Here is a 16,873-nt window from a genome sequence, read left to right as displayed (position 1 = left end):
CTTTTGGGTCGTACCCCTAAGACTTAACGATTTTCGTTTCCTTTGCGTCTCTGCGGCTTTGCGTTAAATATAGGTTTTTATGGTCGTTTCTGCTGAATGTGAAACTCTGGACGAGCTTTCGGGGTATGACTTGCGCATCATCCAGCCGCGGCACGGGTACCGGTTCTCGGTGGACCCGCTGCTTTTGGCGGACTTCGCAAAGGTACGGGACGGCGAGTCGTGCGCGGACCTCGGGACGGGGTGCGGCGTTATCGCGCTGCTCCTGGCACGTCTGGCGCAAAATTCCTCGGTCACGGCAATCGAGTTCCAACAGGTGATGGCGGATATCGCTAACCGTAACGTCGCGCTGAACGGTCTCACGGAACGGGTCAAGATCGTGGAGGACGATGTCATCTCGCTAAAGTCGCGCTTCGCGGTGGACAGCTTCGACTTGGTAGTCTCCAACCCGCCCTACCGCCGTCCAGGCACCGGTAAGATCAGCCCCCGGGCCGGACGCGACGAGGCGCGCCACGAGACGAGCGCGACGTTGGCCGATTTCCTGGCGGCGGCGAAGTACCTCGTGAAGCCTTCGGGCCGCATCTGCCTCATCTACCACACTTGTCGGTTGGCGGAGCTGATGGCGCAGGCCGCCGTGCAGAAGCTCGCGCCACTGAGACTACGCATGGTGCACGGCAACAGCTCGATGGACGCCCGCATGTTCATGATTGAGCTGGGGAAAGGTAGAACCGGAGAGCTGAAGGTGGAGCCGCCCTTGATGGTCAGAGGCGAGGATGGCGGGTACAGCCGCGAGAAGTTGAGGATCTACAGAAAAGAGGGGCTAGGGACTGGGGACTAGGGGCTAGTAAAAACCAGGAGACGAGCCATGGACGTTCGCAGCTACCGAGACCTCAAGGTGTGGCAGGTTGGCGTTGAACTGGTTGGGCAAGTTTACGCTCTAACGCGCTTGTTTCCCAAAGCCGAGGTCTTCGGATTAACTAGCCAGATACAAAGAGCTGCAGTCTCTGTCCCCTCCAACATTGCAGAGGGGCATGCCCGAGGATCCCGGAAAGAATTTCTCCATTTCCTGACGATCAGCTTGGGCTCGTTGGCTGAACTGGAAACACAGCTGATGATCGGGAACAAGATTGGTTATTTAGATGCTGTATTGCTGGACAATGTCTTGCGGCAGTGTGATGAGCTTGGAAGGATGTTGCGCTCGCTTCAGAGGTCCTTGGAATCAAAGGTGTAGCAGGTTGGGGTGCAGGTTTTGCTAGCCCCCAGCCCCTAGTCCCTAGCCCCTGTGCTCTTTGTCTTTACGGATGAGATTTTCGAAGACGGCTCGCAGCTCAGGGTCGGTGACTGTTTCGGCCTGTTCCTTGATCCAGACTTGCTCGTCCTCACTCAGCTTGCGCCGCTTGGGCGCCTGCTGCGGCTTGGCGGTCGTTGACCTGACCTTGCCCACCTTGAGCTGGATCTCTTTGACGAGTTCCTGGTCCAGGGCCTCGTTCACCTTGGTGATCAACTCTTTCTTCAGGTAGTTGAGCTGCTGCATCCAGGGGGCGCTGTCGACGTGGAGGGTGAGGGTGCCTTCGCGGAAGGTGGCGGGCTGGGCATGGGCCGCAATCTTGGCGCCCACAGCCTCGTCCCAGACTTCCCAAATGCGCCCTTCCTTGAGGCGGACCTCGGCGGGGGTGCCGCGCAAGAGGGCGGTAAGGAGGTCGGTGACCGGCGCCGGCCTTTTCATCTTGGGACGTTTATTCTTCGTCAACCGGGTGTCTCTTGCGGTACATCCTGCCGCCGATGATCTGGCCTAACACCGCGCTCGATATGCTGAAGGGAATGAATCCCCACCCCAGCCCGGTCTTGATCCTGAAGTAGATGATGGCGGGAATGGAGATGTGGACGTAGAAGTACCAGCCGAAGGAGAACTTCGGGTAGGACTGTCTCTGGTACCCAAGGGGAATGTTGATCAGGGTGGCCACAACTACGAGTGCCGCTGCGAAAAGCACGGTTTCCATGTTTACCTCTCGGGTCGGTAATACTATGGGTTTGACCTCCCTTTGTCAATGTGCTTCTATTGCTTTGGTTTTTCGAACAGGTTAAGGAGTTGCTGTGATAAAAGACGGAGATTTCGTGGCCATCTTCAATTCCATCCACCGCGTGATGGAGGCGGAGCGGCTCTTAAAGGATAAACAGCTCAAGATACTGCTCATCCCGGCACCGCGTGCCCTCGCGGCCGATTGCGGCCTGGCGATCCGGTACGCCGAGGATGTGCGGGGCGAGGTGGAAGGGGCGCTCGCCGCGGCGGGGCTCTTGCCGCGCGATCTGTACAGAAAAAACGGAGACAGCTTCGTAAAGATAGGAGACGAAAATGAACAAGCTTGACGTGAGGGGAATGGCCTGCCCGCTGCCGGTAGTGCAGGTTAAGCGCGCGCTCGAGTCGACGCAGGGTGAGTTGCACGTGCTTCTCGATGACGGCGCGCCGCGCGAGAACGTGAAGCGCTTCGCGCAGGGGCGCGGCTACCAGGTGCAGGAGGAGGCGCTCGAAGACGGCTTCGCCTTCACCATCACCGGCCCGGGCGTCATCGCCGCGCGGGAAGCGACTCCCGCACCCGCCGCTGCCGCAGGCCCTACCGTGATGCTGGTCGGGTCGGACCGGATGGGCGATGGCGCCGAAGACCTCGGGCGCCTCTTGATGAAGAACTTCATCATGACCCTGTTGGATCTGAGCGAACTGCCGGACCGGATCTTCTTCGTCAATTCCGGGGTCCTGCTCGCCGCGGAAGGGTCCGAGGTGGTCGAGACCTTGAACGAGCTCGGCAACCGCGGCGTCGAGGTCCTCTCCTGCGGCATCTGCCTCGACTTCTATAAGAAGAAGGAGACGCTGGCCGCGGGGGGCGTGACCAACATGTTCACCATCGCGGAAACGATGCTCTTGGCACGCTCCGTGGTGCGGCTGTAAAAACCATTGGCCACGGAGCACATCTGAGAAAATCTGAGAGAGGCAAAAGGCTTTTAGGGGGGCACCCAAAAAATCTTCAGGTTTGTGGTTTGGGTTTTCTCCGAAGTCCTCAGATTTTCTCCGTGGCCAACGGTTTTTGTTTTTCGTTGTTGCTAAAGGTTTTAGCTTGACAATTTGCGACATTATCCACTAAAGTGACTCTCTTGCCGCGGGATACCTGTGCGCTTTTGCCGGCCCGCGTGGTTTTATTGCAAAAAATAACTCGTCATTTCGATGGCTTATAGGTTTACAGATGTTCGCAGCTCTTTCCGATAAACTCGACCTGGTCTTCAAGAAGCTCCGCGGCCAGGGGGTGATGACCGAAGACAACGTCAAGGATGCACTGCGCGAGGTCCGTCTTGCGCTGCTGGAAGCCGACGTAAACTTCAAGGTCGTCAAGGACTTTATCGAAAAGGTACGCACCCGCGCGGTCGGCACCGAGGTGCTGCAAAGCCTCGCCCCCGGGCAGCAAGTGATCAAGATCGTCCACGACGAGCTGGTGCTCCTCATGGGCGGCGGCGAGGATAACTCGCTCGACCTGGCGGCCAAGCCGCCGGTAGCGATCATGCTGGTCGGCCTGCAGGGTGCCGGTAAGACGACCTCGTGCGGCAAGCTGGCCAAGTACCTGAAGGCGCAGAGGAAGAAGCCGCTCCTCGTCCCGGCCGACGTGTACCGCCCGGCCGCGATCGAGCAGCTGAAAGTGCTCGGCCGTCAGCTCGACATCGAGGTGTTCGACTCGCTGGCGACTCAGAAGCCGCTCGACATCTGCCGCGAGGCGCTGCGCTACGCGACCCTGAACGGTTTCGACGTCATCATCTACGATACCGCCGGCCGCCACCAGATCGACGATTACCTGATGGAAGAGCTGGAAGGGATCCGCGACGAGCTGGCCCCGCGCGAGATACTCTTCGTCGCCGACGCCATGACCGGCCAGGAAGCGGTCAACGTGGCGCAGGGTTTCAACGACCGCCTCGGCATCACCGGCGTCGTCCTGACCAAGCTCGACGGCGACGCCAAGGGTGGCGCGGCGCTTTCCATCAAAGCGGTCACCGGAAAACCTGTTAAATTTGTTGGCTTGGGCGAGAAGCTGGACGCGCTGGACGTGTTCCACGCCGACCGCCTGGTCTCGCGCATCCTCGGCATGGGCGACGTGCTCACCCTGATCGAGAAGGCGCAGGCTTCCTTCGATGAGAAGGAGACCGAGCGCATGCAGCAGAAGATGAAGAAGAGCGGGGGGCAGTTCGACCTCGAGGACTTCAGAAATCAGCTGCAGCAGATCAAGAAGATGGGTTCGCTGGAATCGATCATGAACCTGATCCCCGGCATGGGGAAGGCGATGAAGCAGATGCAGGGCGCCCAGCCTTCCGAGAAGGAGCTGAAGAGGATCGAGGCGATTATCGATTCCATGACTGCCAAGGAACGCGCCAACCACACCATCATCAACGGCAGCCGCCGTTTGAGGATCGCCAAGGGTAGCGGCACCAGCGTCCAGGAAGTAAACCAGCTCTTGAAGCGTTTCACGGAAGCTCAGAAGGTCGTTAAACAGTTACAGAAGATGGGCCCCAAGGGGCTTATGAAAGGGATGAAAGGCATGGGAAAAGGGATGCTCCCCTTTTAAACGATTGCCTTTGACTATTGCAGCAACTCAGATACAGTTACCAGAATCGTAAACACAATACACGCAATGGCGGATCTCAAGGATCCGAGAATACCAGGAGGAAGAAATGGCAATAAAGATCAGACTTGCACGTGCGGGCGCTAAGAAGAAACCCTTTTACCAGGTAGTAGTTGCTGACTGCCGTAGCCGCAGGGACGGGCGCTTCATCGAGAACGTCGGTACCTACGACCCGAACAAAAACCCGGCGGTGTACAACCTGGAAGAAGGGAAGACTCTGGAGTGGCTCGGCAAAGGCGCTCAGCCGACTGACACGGTCAAGCAGATCCTTAAGAAGACCGGCATCTGGGAGAAGTTCGTCGCCCCTGCCGCTTAATATCTCTTAGTACCGGCCAGCCGGCATTCCACACTACAGAGGATAGCGACATGAAAGAGCTTGTTGAGACCATCGCCAGGGCACTCGTAGACGATCCCACCCAGGTGAAAGCAACAGAGGAGTTGGAAGAAGAGACCAACGTAATCAAGCTGACCGTCGCAAAAGAGGACATGGGGCGTATCATCGGCAAGGAGGGTCGCACGGCAAAGGCGATCCGTACTCTGCTCAACGCTGTCTCAACAAAGGATAACAAGAAAGCCATCCTTAAAATCGTAGAGTGATAGATGTCCGGTAGTAACAAAGTATTGATTGGCAAGATCCAAGGGCCACACGGGATCAGGGGACAGTTGCGGGTCATTCCCTTTGCGGGGGATGCCTCGAGCATTTCGCAGCTTAAAAGCGTTTTTCTCAAGTCTCCGAAAGGAGTCACGGAAGAATTTCCCGTGGTCTCCGCCAAAGCGAACGGCAAACGGGTCATCCTGACCCTGAAACCGTTCGATAACATCAACCAGGTGCTGCACCTGGTCGGCAGCGAGATCTACGCCGACCGGGTGGCGCTCCCGGACCTCCCCGACGACGAGTTCTACTGGTCCGACCTCCTGGGACTCCAGGTTGTGACGTCGGATGGGGAAGAGCTGGGAGAGCTGGTCGACATCATTGAAACCGGCAGCAACGACGTTTACGTGGTCAAGTACCACGGGCGCGAGGTGCTCATCCCCGCGCTCGACGACGTCGTATTGTCTGTTGACCTGGCTGCAGGTCGCATGACGGTCTCTCTTCCCGAGGGGCTGCTCGATCTATGAAATTCGACATTCTGACCCTGTTTCCGGCCATGTTCGAGGGTCCGATGACCGAGAGCATCCTGAAGCGCGCGAGCGACAAGGGACTCATCGAGGTCGGCCTGCACAACATCCGCGACTGGGCTTTCGACAAGCACGCCACCGCCGACGACTCTCCTTACGGAGGGGGCGCCGGGATGGTGATGAAGGTCGAGCCGCTTGCCGGCGCCATCGAGGCGGTCAAGGAGAAGCGGCCGGGCTCGAAGGTGATCCTCACCACGCCGGGGGGGCGTCCTTTCACCCACCAGGTGGCGCAGGAGCTTTCCCGCGAGGAAGGGCTGATCATCATCTGCGGCCGCTACGAAGGGGTCGACGAGCGGGTGCGTACCCTGTTCGTGGATGACGAGATCTCCCTGGGAGATTTCGTGCTGACCGGCGGAGAGATCGCCGCCATGGTGATCGTTGACGCGGTGTCCCGGCTGGTGCCGGGGGTACTGGGGCATGAAGAGTCGGCCCAGTACGATTCGTTTGCAGACGGGCTTTTGGAGTACCCGCAGTACACCAGGCCCCCCGAATTCAGGGGCGAGAAGGTTCCCGACATCCTCCTTTCCGGCAATCATGCCGAGATCGCCAAGTGGCGTAGGAAGGAGCAGATCAGCAGAACGCTCGCCTCCCGTCCCGAGCTCCTCGACGGTGTCGAGTGGAGCAAGCAGGACAAGAAACTTCTGAAAGAGCTGGGGCTGGACCCCCATGTGAGCAAGGGGGAGGCATGACCTCGGCGGCTAACTTCAGCATGGCGCTGATCCACTATCCGGTGTACGACAAGCACAAGGATGTGGTGGCGACCTCGGTAACCAACCTGGACATCCACGACATGGCGCGGTTGACCCGGACCTTCGGTCTGGCCCGCTACTACATCGTGACCCCGGTTGAGGAGCAGATAAAGCTCGTTGAGAAGGTGCGGGAGCACTGGCTCACCGGTTGGGGGTCCACCTACAATCCCAAGCGGAAGATGGCGCTGGAGACGCTACAGTGCGAAGAAACGCTGGAGTCGACCATCGCCGACATCGAGAGCCGTACCGGACGCAGGCCCAAGGTGGTCGTGACCGGCGCCTCCGGCAGGCCCAACAGCGTAACTTTCGCCGAGCTGAAGACGCTCATCGACGCGGACCCCGAGCAGCCCTACCTGCTACTTTTGGGGACCGGTTGGGGGCTCATCGAGCAGGTGTTCAACAAGAGCGATCTGGTGCTGGAACCGATCAAGGGGGCGGGTGATTACAACCACCTCTCGGTACGTTCCGCGGCATCGATCATGCTGGACAGGCTTTTCGGGCGCTAGGCGCCGGACGGATAGGTTGTAGTCGAGTAATGCAGGTTCACTGTCAGTATTAAGTCTTATGCTAGAGGTTCCAGATAAGGGAGGAAGTACCAAATGAACAAGATTGACATGATTGAAATGGCACAGATGAAGAAGAACATCCCCGTTTTCGTTCCTGGCGACACCGTCAAGGTGCAGGTAAAGATCGTCGAGGGTGACAAGAGCCGTATCCAGGCTTTCCAGGGCGTGTGCCTTGGCCGTCAGAACGGCGGCATTCGTGAGTCCTTCACCGTGAGGAAGATCTCCAACGGCGTTGGCGTGGAGAGGGTGTTCCCGCTGCACTCCCCGTCCATCGAGGCGATCGAAGTCGTGACCCGCGGCCAGGTTCGTCGTGCGAAGCTGTACTACCTGCGCAAGCTGCGCGGTAAGGCTTCCAGGATCAAGGAAAGGAAGTACGTCGCCGGTCAGTAAGGGCGCGAGATTCCGTAAAAGCCCCGGTCCGGCGACCGGGGCTTTTTTTATTGAATCAAAAGCGGAAAACCGTTAGCCACGGAGAAAATCAGAGAAAATCTGAGAGAGGCAAAAGGCTTTGGGGGTAAAACCAAAAAGTCTTTTCTGGTTCTAGGTTTTCTCCGAAGTTCTCAGATTTTCTCCATGGCCAATGGTTTAAGGTTTTACGATGACCGGTCTTTTCTCCGACAACCCCGATGCTCCTATCGACATGCTCGCCCTCGAAGGGCAGGCCTTGCGGCGCGGTTACGCCCGCATCGCCGGCATCGACGAGGCCGGGCGTGGTCCGCTGGCGGGACCGGTGGTGGCCGCTGCGGTCATCCTCCCCACGGGGATGCTCCTTCCCGGAGTAAACGACTCCAAGCAACTCACCGAGGAGAAACGGGAAGAACTCTTCGACGTGATCTACCGCGAGGCCCTGGCGGTGGGGGTCGGCATCGGCGACCACACCCTCGTCGATCGCATCAACATCCTCCAGGCCACGCTCTCCGCGATGAGCGACGCCGTGCGCGGCCTGAGCATCGCCCCCGACTTCCTCCTCATCGACGGCATCTCTAGCGTCCCCATGAACATCCCGCAGCGCACCGTGAAAAAAGGCGATTCCCTCAGTCTTTCCATCGCGGCCGCTTCCATCATCGCCAAGGTGACCCGCGACCGGATGATGGTGGACTACGACGTCCAGTTCCCCGGCTACGGCTTCGCCAGCCACAAAGGATACGGCGCAGCCTCACACCTGGCCGCCATCGCGGAACTCGGCCCCTGCCCGATTCATCGTCGGAGCTTCAGCGGCGTCAAGGAACACTGTCCCGCCGAGCCGGGTGCCGCCTCCGAGACATCCAGCGGTCTTTTCTCCTTTTAACCTCACTAATTTCCCATTCTCAGCTATCCGCTCACTGGACTTGCTGCTACACTGTTGTCTTGTTCACAGGACGGCACTATCTCTGCGGGGGCTGCTATGCCAGTTAACAACAGCAACGGCTCTGTCGGCGGCACCGGCGAATCCATCGCGGCCACCTACCTCAAAGGGCAGGGCTTTAAAATAGTCGAGTGCAACTTCCGCTGTACCTGCGGGGAGATCGACATCGTCGCCAGGGACGGGCGCACCATCGTCTTCGTCGAAGTGAAGTGCCGCAAGAACGACAACTACGGTCCACCTCAGCTCGCGGTGACGCCGTTCAAACAGCGCCAGATTTCCAAGGCGGCGCTGGTCTGGCTCTCCAGAAAGAAGCTCTACGACGCTGAGGCGCGCTTCGACGTGGTGGCCATCATGCTGCACGACCACGACCTGCCGGACATCGAGCATATCAGGAACGCCTTCGACCTCGCGTACTAGCGTTCCCTCCCCTGGAGGGGGAGGGCTAGGGAGGGGGACGCAGCGGCTCATAGCAGGTAAGGCTTCCCCCCTCCCAACCTCCCCCCTCCGGGGGGAGGAGCCTGGCGAGGAGCGGGTTCAGAATTTGATAAAGTGCCAGGCCTATTTGATGCACTGAACGCATCACCCAAAGGAGGATACGTAATGCAGGTTGTTGCCGTAATCTACCGTCTCGCCATCTCCCTCTGGTTGGGAGGGGCCGCGCTGTTCACCTTCGTCCTTACCCCCATCCTGTTCCGCTCAGAAAGCCGCGACGTCGCGGGCCGCATCGTTGGCCTGTTCTTTCCCGGCTACTTCCGCTGGGGCGTCGCCTGCGGCCTCATCGCCATCATCTGCCGCATCGTCATGGCGGGCAAGGGGACGGTGCCGGCGGCTGTCATCATCGCGGTCATGCTGACGCTCTCCTCGATCCAGGCTTTCTACATCGAGCCCAAGGCAGCCGAGATCAAGAAGCAGATCCCGTCTTTTGAGACCACGCCCAAGGAAGATCCGATGCGCCGCCAGTTCTCCAAGCTGCACGGTGTTTCCGCGGTCTGCAACCTCTCCGTGATCGCCGGCGGCGTAGTTCTCGTGATCCTGCTGTAGATGATCAGCCGCCAGGCGCGGAGTCGGTGCCGGGGCAGAGTCTCCCATTAAGATGAGGCTTTCTCCGAACTTCTCGGATTTCCTCCGTGGCAAGTGGTTTGACTCATTCAGGTTTGCAAACACCGGCCTGCTGTGCTAGTAATGAGAAAAAAATTGCGGAGAAGCTCATGGATTTTACCGTTGCCCTGGCCCAGATAAAGCCTAAGCTGGGCTGCCTGGACGACAACATGGCGCTGGCCGAGGCCGCCATCGAGAAGGGTATCGCCGCCGGCGCCGACCTGGTCGTTTTCCCGGAGTTGGCCCTCACCGGCTATTTCCTCAAGGACCTGGTGCCCGAAGTCGCGCTGCGCCTGGACTCCCCCCAGATAGAGAAGCTGAAGAAGCTTTCCGAACGGATCTCCATCGCCATCGGCTTCGTCGAGGTTTCGGCCGATTTCCGGTTCTTCAATTCCGCCGTGTACCTCGAGAACGGCGAGATCCGTCACGTGCACCGCAAGGTGTATCTGCCGACCTACGGCCTCTTCGACGAGCAGCGCTACATGGCCCGCGGTGAGCGCTTCCGCGCCTTCGATACCCGCTTCGGCCGGATCGGCATGCTGATCTGCGAGGACATGTGGCACCTCTCCGCTCCCTACATCCTGGCCATGGACGGCGCCATGACCCTGCTCTGCCTCTCCTCCAGTCCGGGGCGCGGCATCACCGAATCGGAAGGGCTCGGCTCCGCGGCTGCATGGCAGAAACTCACCACCACGACCGCCATGTTCCTCAACTGCCGGGTCTTCTACTGCAACCGGGTTGGCTACGAGGACGGCATCAACTTCTGGGGCGGCTCCGAGGCGATCTCACCTTCCGGCGAGATGACTGACCGGGGCGCCATCCTCGAGGAGGATTTCGTGCTGGCCAAGGTGGATGGCGGTGCGCTCAGGCGCGAGCGGATCTTCTCCCCGATGATGCGGGACGAGAACCTGGCCATCACCGTGAAAGAGTTGAAACGCATCGACAGGGAGAAAGACTGCTAATGGGCGGGTTGACTGTTAATACGAAGCTGTTGCGCCAGATCCTGGTCGGGTTCGTGCGCGACGAGGTTTACAAGGTGGGGGTACGCAAAGGGGTGCTGGGGCTTTCCGGCGGCATCGATTCCGCGCTGGTTGCCTACATCGCCGCCGAGGCGCTCGGGCCGGAAAACGTGCACGCCTACTGCATGCCGTACCGGACCAGCAACCCGGAGAGCGAGGCGCATGCCCGGCTGGTTGCCGAGAGCCTGGGGATCAACTTCAAGGTCCTCGAGATTACCCCGATGATCGACGCCTATTTCACGGTGACCCCGGATGCCGACAACATGCGGCGCGGCAACAAGATGGCCCGCGAGCGCATGACCATCCTGTACGACCATTCCGCGGCCGTCGGCGGGCTCGTGCTCGGCACCAGCAACAAGACCGAGCTGCTCCTGGGCTACGGCACGCTGCACGGTGACATGGCGAGCGCCTTGAACCCGATCGGCGACATCTACAAGAGCCAGGTCTGGGCGCTGTCCGAGGCGATGGGGGTGCCGCACGAAGTGATCGAGAAGAAGCCTTCCGCCGATCTCTGGGCCGGGCAAACCGACGAGCAGGAACTCGGTTTCACCTACCGCGAGGCCGACGAGCTTCTGTACCGCATGGTGGACCAGCGCATGAGCCGGGAGGAGCTGATCGCCGCCGGCTTCGACCCCGCCTTCATCGACAACGTCGCCCGCAAGGTGCAGGGCTCCCACTTTAAGCGCCGTCTGCCCATCATCGCCAAGGTCTCCAACCGCACCATCGACCGCGACTTCCGCTACGCGCGGGACTGGGGGAAATAAAACCGGTTCTACGTTCTGCGTTCTACGTTCTGCGTTAAAGGCCACGGCTTCTCAACTTAGAACGTAGAACATAGAACGTAGAACGGGTTCTGCCTTTATGCCCGGAACTCTCTATATCGTCGCCACCCCGATCGGGAACCTCGAGGACATCACGCTGCGCGCCCTGCGCATCCTCAAAGAGGTGGACCTGGTCGCCGCCGAGGACACGCGCCACTCGCGCAAGCTCCTCACCCACTTCGGCATCTCCAAGCCGCTCACCTCCTATTTCGACCACAACAAGGAACTGAAGGGAGACCAGATCCTCGACCGTCTGCGGGAAGGGCAAAGCGTCGCCCTCATCACCGACGCGGGCACCCCCTGCATCTCGGATCCCGGGTACCAGCTCGTGCGCGACGCGGTAGCGGACGGCATCTGCGTGGTCCCGATTCCCGGCGCCTGCGCCGCGGTTACCGCGCTCTCGGCCTCGGGCCTTCCCACCGACTACTTCAGCTTTGCCGGTTTTCTCCCCAATAAGCAGGGGAAGAGGCGGGAGAGGCTGCAGGCGCTCGCCAACGAGCGGGCCGTGCTGATCTTTTACGAATCCCCCAAGCGCCTGCTGGCGACACTTGAGGACATGCTGGAGACGCTCGGGGAGCGCGAGGTGGTGGTGGCGCGGGAATTGACCAAGATGTACGAGGAGTTTTTGCGCGGCAGGTTATCCGGCCTGGTCGAAGAGGTGCGCGGGCGGGAGATCAGGGGCGAGGTTGCCATACTGGTGAGCCCGGCGCAGGAGCAGGAGTCGGATGACGGGCCCGGTATGGAGGAATTGCTGCAGAAGTATCTGGGCGGCGGCGAGATGTCGCTCAAGGACGCGGTGAAACGGGTGACCCAGGAAACGGGCCTGCAGAAAAGCGCGGTCTACGCGGAGGCGCTGAGGATCAAGGGATAGCTTGTTGCCGTGCCTTGGGGGCGCACCCTTTAATCCATCATTACTCTATTGCCCCCTGCGGGCGACCTCCTGTTTCAGCGCCGCGAGGATCGGCTTAAGGATCTCATCGCGTTCCTGACAGGTGAGGGCGAGTTCTCTTGCAGTACCTCCCGTACCACCTCCCGCCACTCCCTGTTGGGCCTGGTCCTTCGCGGTCGCTGCAATCTGGTTCAGTTCAGCAAAACTCTCCTCCACCTGGGCAATCAGGTTGAGCAGGTCCCGCGTCGATTTCCGCTGCAAGAGCCCCGGCAGGCTCCGGTCCTTGGCTTGCAGCAGCGCCTTGTTGCCCCAGCGTATCGCCTCGACTGTCTCGAGATCGCCACCGGTAGTCTGCACCAGAAGGAAATCTTCCAAAGCTGGCTCGCTCACTTCCGTTACCACCAGGTGGGCGGGAATACCGTTCTCGAGGCGCGCCGTCACCGAGACCAGCGATTTTGCAGTTTTCTTGAGATACCCTGGAACAGGCTGCCAATGTCCTGAGTCGTTACGGCGGGCGACGATCACCTTTTCCCGCGGCTGCAGGACTGAGCGCGGCTTTTCGCCATAAACGAGCAGGGTGAACTGGTCTGCTTTTTCCTGCTGCTCGATACCCTTGCTGAACTCCGCAGCGAGGGTGTACCAGTAGCTCCTGCCTTCAATGCCAACCTCCCTGATCCCCGCCTGGCGCGCCTGTCTCACTTTAGCCAAACGCTCCCGTGGCAGTTCCTTCAGGGCGATGACCAGCGCCTCAACCAGCGAGTCTGTGGTCACTTCACCTGCTTTACGGTCGAACCTGGCGCCGGAGTCGCCGAAATCCAGAAAGAGCGTTTCCCTGGGGCGCAGTGACCGGCCCGGGATCGGCAGGCACCCCAGTGGCCCAAGCACGCTGACCCACATTCCGTTTTTGCGCCTGAATTTCACGGGGTGTGCCGTTATCTTGTCACCCACTTCATCCACCACAGCCAGGTGCACTTCGTAGTCGGTTCGTTCGGAGGTGGGGAAGGGGATGAGCCCCAGCGTCAAACCGCCCAGACTGGTGGCGAGGCCTCCCGGCGGGTCGTAGGTGGTAAAAGCCATAGCGTCTACCGGAACTGCTGACCAGTCATCCGTGAAAATCAAGGGATAGAGGGCCCGGGCGCGCGACTGGATCTCGTGCAAGTCAGGGTTGAAACCTTTCTGTGCGCTCCCGATTGCGGGGTGCAAAGAGGTGGGGGTGATTGCAAAGCTGGAAAGGCTGAAACGCTCTGGGAGGGTGAGGTGGGAATTGCCCGAAGGCTTGAGGGTGCTGTCAAAGCGGGCCGAGCCACATCCGGACAAGAGGCAAAGGAAAAGGGACAGCATCAACATACCGCGTCTTGTGCCCAGCATCACCGTACCTCCCATGGAAACGGCACTGGCCAGTCGGGGCCGCGTGCCGTCTATAATACCCGGGCCTGAAGTAACGGCCCGGAGTGGGGATGGTCGTTTGTGCAGCTTTCACCTGGAACAGCTAGCAAAGCCTGCTGCCGTTGGGAACCTTCCGCTCGGGGGCGGCGAGAACGATGTCGCCGTCCTCGTCGGCGAACCCGGTGATGAGCACCTCGGAGAAGAAACGCCCAATCTGCTTCCTCGGGAAGTTGCATACCCCGATCACCTGTCGCCCCACCAGTTCCTCACGCGCGTAGTGCTTGGTGATCTGCGCGCTCGACCTTCTCACCCCGGCCTCACCGAAATCCACCACCAGCTTGTAGGCGGGCTTTCTCGCCTCGGGAAACTCCTCCACCTCCAGCACCGTTCCCACCCTGATCTCCACCTGCTCGAAATCGTTCCAGGTTATCTCGGCCACGTCACTTCCCCCGGTTTACGAAGAAGCGCTTGAAGGCGGCCACAGTGCGCTCGACGCCGGAGCCGTCCACGTCGAGATGGGTGACGAGACGGATCTCGTCGCCGCCACCGATCAGGATCCCCTCGGCGGCCAAGGCCTCGCGCAGTGCAGGGGCGGTCCCTGCCGGCGGGGTGACGAAGAGGATGTTGGTGCGGGCCTTACTCACCAGGAGTTCGTCGATGTGGCCTAAGCCGCTGGAGAGGCGCTCGGCGCTTTCGTGGTCCTCAGCGAGGCGCTCCACGTTGTGCTGCAGGGCGTACATCCCCGCCGCCGCCAGTAGGCCGGCCTGCCTCATGCCGCCGCCGGCGACCTTGCGCCAGCGGTGCGCGCGGTTGATGAGATCGGTGCTGCCGCAAAGGACGGAGCCGACCGGCGCGCCCAGCCCCTTGGAGAGGCAGACCGACACCGAGTCGAAGTACCGGGCGATCTCCCGAACCGGTACCCGCAGGTAAACGGCGGCGTTGAAGACGCGGGCGCCGTCAAGATGCATGGCGAGTCCCAGTTCCTTGGCGACGGCTGCCGCCTCGCCCAGGTAGGGGAGGGGGAGCACCCGCCCCCCCTGGGTATTCTCCAGGCAGAGCAGCCTGGTCACCGCGTGGTGGTGGTCCGCCGGCTTCACGGCGCGGCGTACCTTGTCCAGGTTCAGCGTGCCGTCCTCGTCGAAATCGAGGGGCTGGGGCTGGATGGCGCCGAAGATGGCGCCTCCTCCTCCCTCCCAGCGGTAGATGTGCGCGTCCTGGCCGGCAATGTACTCGTCGCCGCGCCCGCAGTGGGAAAGGAGCGCGGTCAGGTTGCTCATGGTGCCACTGGGGACGAAGATCGCCTTTTCCTTGCCCAAGAACTCGGCCGCCATTGCCTCCAGTTTATTAACCGTCGGATCCTCGCCATAAACGTCGTCGCCCACCTCGGCTGCCGCCATCACCCGGCGCATGGCCTCGCACGGGCGGGTCACCGTGTCACTTCTCAGGTCTACTGTCTTCATCTGCTCCCCTGCATCTCGCGTATTAAACGTTCAAAGCTTTGCTTTGCGTCTTGGCGCCTTGGCGCCTTTGCGTTAAGGATTTTGCCTCTACCTGGCGGCGCGGAACCTGTTCTCCCAAACCTTCTCGCCGAGGGTGACGCTGACCCCGTGGCTTGGGTTGGCGGCCAGGTGCCGCAGGATGATGAATACCGTCTCCACCTCTTCGGGACGCGCCAGTGTCATGGCCATGTCCGTGCAGCTGAAGTCGCGCTCGGGCTGGCGCCGCAGCATCTCCAGGACCTCTCCCTGCAGCTTGAGCACCGTCCCGGCGGCCTTTTTGCCTGCCTCCACCCCCGGCTGGTGGTACGCGTTCACGTTGATGAGCGAGGCGTACAGCCCGACCGCTCGCTCGTAGAGAGCGATCAGCGCGCCGATGCTGGTGGGCGAAATTTCGCGGATGGTGATAGTAACCGATTCGCGATCCTTTTCATAGAGGGCAGACCGGGTCCCCTGGAAAAAGCCGGAGAGGTAGTCCCCGGAGGTCGCTCCCGGCTCCACGAGCATCGATGCCCCATCACGATCCTTAAGTACTTCGATGAAGGTGACGAAGAAGTTGAGAACCCCTTCGCGCAGTTGTTGCACGTAGGCATGCTGATCGGTGGAACCCTTGTTGCCGTAGACCGCGATCCCCTGCAGCACCTTCTTGCCGTCCCGGTCCAGTTCCTTGCCCAATGACTCCATAATGAGCTGCTGCAGGTAGCGGGAAAAGAGGAGCAACCGGTCCTTGTACGGGAGCAGCACCATGTCGCGCTCCCCCTTGCCGGCGGTGGCGTGGAACCAGGACAGGGCGAGGAGCGCTGCGGGATTCTCCTTGGTGATACGACTGCGGGTGGCCTGGTCGCAGACCCTGGCTCCGGTCAGGAGCCGGTCGATGTCGATCCCCTGCAGGGCTGCGGGGAGAAGTCCCACGGCGGAGGTGACCGAGGTGCGGCCGCCGACCCAGTCCCACATGGGGAGGATCCCGAGCCACCCTTCCTGGGACGCGGTGCGATCGAGTTCGCTGTCGCTGCCGGTCACGGCGACGGCTTGGGCCGCGAAGTGGAGCCCGGCCTTCTCGAATGCCTGGCGCGCCTCGAGCATGCCGTTGCGGGTTTCCTTGGTGCCCCCGCTTTTGGAGATCACCACGGTCAGTGTCCGTTTGAGCCCGGCGCCGATCTCGCCGAGGACCTTGTCCATGCCGTCGGGGTCGGTGTTATCGAAGAAGAAGATCTTCATGCGGTCGTTTGCGCTGCCGAGGCTGTCGGCGACGAACTGGGGGCCGAGGGCGGAGCCCCCGATGCCCACGATCAGCAGGTTCTCGAAGCGGTGCCCGTCGGGAGCCGCGATATTGCCCTGGTGCACGGACGAGGCGAAGGCCTTCACCGAGGCGAGGGTGGCCTTGATCTCCTCGGCGAGCTCCGGTGTCGGCGCCAGTTCCGGTGCCCTGAGCCAGTAGTGGCCAACCATGCGCTGCTCGTCGGAGTTCGCCACGGCTCCCGCCTCCAGTTCGGCCATTTCCTCGAACGCTTTCTGCAGGCGCGGTTCCATCTCGTCGAGGTAGGAGTCGGGAAAGTTCATCCGGCTGGTGTCGACGCTAAGGTCGAGCTCGGTATGGTGGTAGAGCCGGTTTTTATAGCGTTCCCAAAGCTGCAGCTTTTGCATGTCGCCTCCTGCGTTGATTAGTGCGT

Annotated in this window: 23 protein-coding genes; 17 read left to right on the top strand and 6 right to left on the bottom strand. The window is 60.8% G+C overall.

Annotated elements, in window-relative coordinates; genetic code table 11:
* The first annotated feature begins 79 nt into the window (after window positions 1-79).
* Together JFN90_RS20120 and JFN90_RS20115 are read left to right on the top strand one after the other, a co-directional pair.
* Window positions 80-835, top strand: a complete 756-nt coding sequence (locus JFN90_RS20120) for a tRNA1(Val) (adenine(37)-N6)-methyltransferase (protein ID WP_199396912.1) — start codon at window positions 80-82, stop codon at window positions 833-835.
* 27 nt (window positions 836-862) lie between these two features.
* Window positions 863-1,228, top strand: a complete 366-nt coding sequence (locus tag JFN90_RS20115) for a four helix bundle protein (protein WP_199396911.1) — start codon at window positions 863-865, stop codon at window positions 1,226-1,228.
* Window positions 1,229-1,270: 42 nt separating this feature from the next.
* On the opposite strand, the gene JFN90_RS20110 is transcribed toward JFN90_RS20115, so the two are convergent.
* Both JFN90_RS20110 and JFN90_RS20105 read right to left on the bottom strand, forming a co-directional pair.
* Window positions 1,271-1,747, bottom strand: coding sequence for a DUF721 domain-containing protein (locus tag JFN90_RS20110; RefSeq protein ID WP_236019087.1), 477 nt, complete (start codon window positions 1,745-1,747; stop codon window positions 1,271-1,273).
* The gene (locus JFN90_RS20105; RefSeq protein ID WP_199396910.1) at window positions 1,734-1,997 is read right to left on the bottom strand and encodes a hypothetical protein; all 264 of its coding nucleotides are present in this window, start codon (window positions 1,995-1,997) and stop codon (window positions 1,734-1,736) included. Before JFN90_RS20105 ends, JFN90_RS20110 begins: the two co-directional genes overlap by 14 nt.
* 94 nt (window positions 1,998-2,091) lie before the next feature.
* Here JFN90_RS20105 and JFN90_RS20100 point away from each other — a divergent pair, with 94 nt between their 5' ends.
* From JFN90_RS20100 to rsmI, 15 genes are all read left to right on the top strand, one after another.
* Window positions 2,092-2,364 (top strand): DUF3343 domain-containing protein, encoded by a 273-nt coding sequence (locus JFN90_RS20100; RefSeq protein ID WP_199396909.1) that lies wholly within the window; start codon window positions 2,092-2,094, stop codon window positions 2,362-2,364.
* Complete coding sequence (gene yedF / locus JFN90_RS20095) at window positions 2,351-2,941, top strand: sulfurtransferase-like selenium metabolism protein YedF (protein WP_199396908.1); 591 nt, start codon at window positions 2,351-2,353, stop codon at window positions 2,939-2,941. Before JFN90_RS20100 ends, yedF begins: the two co-directional genes overlap by 14 nt.
* A 292-nt stretch (window positions 2,942-3,233) precedes the next feature.
* Window positions 3,234-4,598, top strand: a complete 1,365-nt coding sequence (gene ffh, locus JFN90_RS20090) for a signal recognition particle protein (protein WP_199396907.1) — start codon at window positions 3,234-3,236, stop codon at window positions 4,596-4,598.
* Between the two features lie 106 nt (window positions 4,599-4,704).
* A complete protein-coding gene (gene rpsP, locus JFN90_RS20085; protein WP_135869506.1) occupies window positions 4,705-4,971 on the top strand; it encodes a 30S ribosomal protein S16 in 267 nt (88 codons plus the stop codon).
* A gap of 50 nt (window positions 4,972-5,021) precedes the next feature.
* Entirely contained in the window at window positions 5,022-5,252 is a 231-nt protein-coding gene (locus JFN90_RS20080) for a KH domain-containing protein (RefSeq protein ID WP_129124527.1), read from the top strand.
* A 3-nt stretch (window positions 5,253-5,255) separates the two neighbouring features.
* The gene (gene rimM, locus JFN90_RS20075; protein ID WP_199396906.1) at window positions 5,256-5,774 is read left to right on the top strand and encodes a ribosome maturation factor RimM; all 519 of its coding nucleotides are present in this window, start codon (window positions 5,256-5,258) and stop codon (window positions 5,772-5,774) included.
* Entirely contained in the window at window positions 5,771-6,523 is a 753-nt protein-coding gene (gene trmD, locus JFN90_RS20070) for a tRNA (guanosine(37)-N1)-methyltransferase TrmD (protein ID WP_199396905.1), read from the top strand. Before rimM ends, trmD begins: the two co-directional genes overlap by 4 nt.
* A complete protein-coding gene (locus JFN90_RS20065) occupies window positions 6,520-7,089 on the top strand; it encodes an RNA methyltransferase (protein WP_199396904.1) in 570 nt (189 codons plus the stop codon). The genes trmD and JFN90_RS20065 overlap by 4 nt, the downstream gene beginning before the upstream one ends.
* 93 nt (window positions 7,090-7,182) lie before the next feature.
* Entirely contained in the window at window positions 7,183-7,539 is a 357-nt protein-coding gene (gene rplS, locus JFN90_RS20060) for a 50S ribosomal protein L19 (protein WP_199396903.1), read from the top strand.
* A gap of 208 nt (window positions 7,540-7,747) precedes the next feature.
* On the top strand, window positions 7,748-8,437 hold the full coding sequence (locus JFN90_RS20055; RefSeq protein WP_199396902.1) for a ribonuclease HII: 690 nt from the start codon (window positions 7,748-7,750) through the stop codon (window positions 8,435-8,437).
* Window positions 8,438-8,533: 96 nt separating this feature from the next.
* Window positions 8,534-8,911, top strand: a complete 378-nt coding sequence (locus JFN90_RS20050) for a YraN family protein (protein WP_183351092.1) — start codon at window positions 8,534-8,536, stop codon at window positions 8,909-8,911.
* A 183-nt stretch (window positions 8,912-9,094) separates the two neighbouring features.
* Window positions 9,095-9,535: a DUF4149 domain-containing protein gene (locus JFN90_RS20045; protein WP_199396901.1), complete on the top strand. Its 441-nt coding sequence runs from the start codon at window positions 9,095-9,097 to the stop codon at window positions 9,533-9,535.
* A gap of 167 nt (window positions 9,536-9,702) precedes the next feature.
* The gene (locus tag JFN90_RS20040; protein WP_199396900.1) at window positions 9,703-10,554 is read left to right on the top strand and encodes a nitrilase-related carbon-nitrogen hydrolase; all 852 of its coding nucleotides are present in this window, start codon (window positions 9,703-9,705) and stop codon (window positions 10,552-10,554) included.
* Entirely contained in the window at window positions 10,554-11,375 is an 822-nt protein-coding gene (locus JFN90_RS20035) for an NAD+ synthase (protein WP_199396899.1), read from the top strand. Before JFN90_RS20040 ends, JFN90_RS20035 begins: the two co-directional genes overlap by 1 nt.
* Before the next feature lie 97 nt (window positions 11,376-11,472).
* Window positions 11,473-12,303 (top strand): 16S rRNA (cytidine(1402)-2'-O)-methyltransferase, encoded by an 831-nt coding sequence (gene rsmI, locus JFN90_RS20030; RefSeq protein ID WP_199396898.1) that lies wholly within the window; start codon window positions 11,473-11,475, stop codon window positions 12,301-12,303.
* 45 nt (window positions 12,304-12,348) lie between these two features.
* Here the strand turns inward: rsmI and JFN90_RS20025 are convergent, their stop codons facing one another.
* The 4 genes from JFN90_RS20025 to JFN90_RS20010 form a co-directional block, all read right to left on the bottom strand.
* Window positions 12,349-13,398 carry a hypothetical protein gene (locus JFN90_RS20025; RefSeq protein ID WP_199396897.1) on the bottom strand — a complete coding sequence of 350 codons (1,050 nt, stop codon included), beginning with the start codon at window positions 13,396-13,398 and terminating at the stop codon, window positions 12,349-12,351.
* 412 nt (window positions 13,399-13,810) lie between these two features.
* The gene (locus JFN90_RS20020; protein WP_199396896.1) at window positions 13,811-14,146 is read right to left on the bottom strand and encodes a tRNA-binding protein; all 336 of its coding nucleotides are present in this window, start codon (window positions 14,144-14,146) and stop codon (window positions 13,811-13,813) included.
* A gap of 1 nt (window position 14,147) precedes the next feature.
* Window positions 14,148-15,167, bottom strand: a complete 1,020-nt coding sequence (gene ltaE / locus JFN90_RS20015; RefSeq protein WP_199396895.1) for a low-specificity L-threonine aldolase — start codon at window positions 15,165-15,167, stop codon at window positions 14,148-14,150.
* A gap of 87 nt (window positions 15,168-15,254) precedes the next feature.
* Entirely contained in the window at window positions 15,255-16,847 is a 1,593-nt protein-coding gene (locus tag JFN90_RS20010) for a glucose-6-phosphate isomerase (RefSeq protein ID WP_199396894.1), read from the bottom strand.
* Window positions 16,848-16,873 lie beyond the last annotated feature (26 nt).

The organism is Geomonas propionica, from assembly GCF_016458235.1.
Taxonomy (GTDB): domain Bacteria; phylum Desulfobacterota; class Desulfuromonadia; order Geobacterales; family Geobacteraceae; genus Geomonas; species Geomonas propionica.
This window is presented reverse-complemented; position numbering and strand designations above follow the sequence as displayed.

What these genes read in the sequence shown, in the direction of transcription:
- yedF (WP_199396908.1), top strand. Translation starts at nt 2,351, where the DNA reads ATGAACAAGCTTGACGTGAGGGGAATGGCCTGCCCGCTGCCGGTAGTG.
- JFN90_RS20080 (WP_129124527.1), top strand. Translation starts at nt 5,022, where the DNA reads ATGAAAGAGCTTGTTGAGACCATCGCCAGGGCACTCGTAGACGATCCC.
- rpsP (WP_135869506.1), top strand. Translation starts at nt 4,705, where the DNA reads ATGGCAATAAAGATCAGACTTGCACGTGCGGGCGCTAAGAAGAAACCC.
- trmD (WP_199396905.1), top strand. Translation starts at nt 5,771, where the DNA reads ATGAAATTCGACATTCTGACCCTGTTTCCGGCCATGTTCGAGGGTCCG.
- JFN90_RS20025 (WP_199396897.1), bottom strand. Translation starts at nt 13,398, where the DNA reads ATGGCTTTTACCACCTACGACCCGCCGGGAGGCCTCGCCACCAGTCTG.
- JFN90_RS20040 (WP_199396900.1), top strand. Translation starts at nt 9,703, where the DNA reads ATGGATTTTACCGTTGCCCTGGCCCAGATAAAGCCTAAGCTGGGCTGC.
- JFN90_RS20115 (WP_199396911.1), top strand. Translation starts at nt 863, where the DNA reads ATGGACGTTCGCAGCTACCGAGACCTCAAGGTGTGGCAGGTTGGCGTT.
- rsmI (WP_199396898.1), top strand. Translation starts at nt 11,473, where the DNA reads ATGCCCGGAACTCTCTATATCGTCGCCACCCCGATCGGGAACCTCGAG.
- JFN90_RS20065 (WP_199396904.1), top strand. Translation starts at nt 6,520, where the DNA reads ATGACCTCGGCGGCTAACTTCAGCATGGCGCTGATCCACTATCCGGTG.
- rplS (WP_199396903.1), top strand. Translation starts at nt 7,183, where the DNA reads ATGAACAAGATTGACATGATTGAAATGGCACAGATGAAGAAGAACATC.
- ffh (WP_199396907.1), top strand. Translation starts at nt 3,234, where the DNA reads ATGTTCGCAGCTCTTTCCGATAAACTCGACCTGGTCTTCAAGAAGCTC.
- JFN90_RS20035 (WP_199396899.1), top strand. Translation starts at nt 10,554, where the DNA reads ATGGGCGGGTTGACTGTTAATACGAAGCTGTTGCGCCAGATCCTGGTC.
- ltaE (WP_199396895.1), bottom strand. Translation starts at nt 15,167, where the DNA reads ATGAAGACAGTAGACCTGAGAAGTGACACGGTGACCCGCCCGTGCGAG.
- JFN90_RS20010 (WP_199396894.1), bottom strand. Translation starts at nt 16,847, where the DNA reads ATGCAAAAGCTGCAGCTTTGGGAACGCTATAAAAACCGGCTCTACCAC.
- JFN90_RS20105 (WP_199396910.1), bottom strand. Translation starts at nt 1,997, where the DNA reads ATGGAAACCGTGCTTTTCGCAGCGGCACTCGTAGTTGTGGCCACCCTG.
- JFN90_RS20120 (WP_199396912.1), top strand. Translation starts at nt 80, where the DNA reads ATGGTCGTTTCTGCTGAATGTGAAACTCTGGACGAGCTTTCGGGGTAT.
- JFN90_RS20050 (WP_183351092.1), top strand. Translation starts at nt 8,534, where the DNA reads ATGCCAGTTAACAACAGCAACGGCTCTGTCGGCGGCACCGGCGAATCC.
- rimM (WP_199396906.1), top strand. Translation starts at nt 5,256, where the DNA reads ATGTCCGGTAGTAACAAAGTATTGATTGGCAAGATCCAAGGGCCACAC.
- JFN90_RS20045 (WP_199396901.1), top strand. Translation starts at nt 9,095, where the DNA reads ATGCAGGTTGTTGCCGTAATCTACCGTCTCGCCATCTCCCTCTGGTTG.
- JFN90_RS20055 (WP_199396902.1), top strand. Translation starts at nt 7,748, where the DNA reads ATGACCGGTCTTTTCTCCGACAACCCCGATGCTCCTATCGACATGCTC.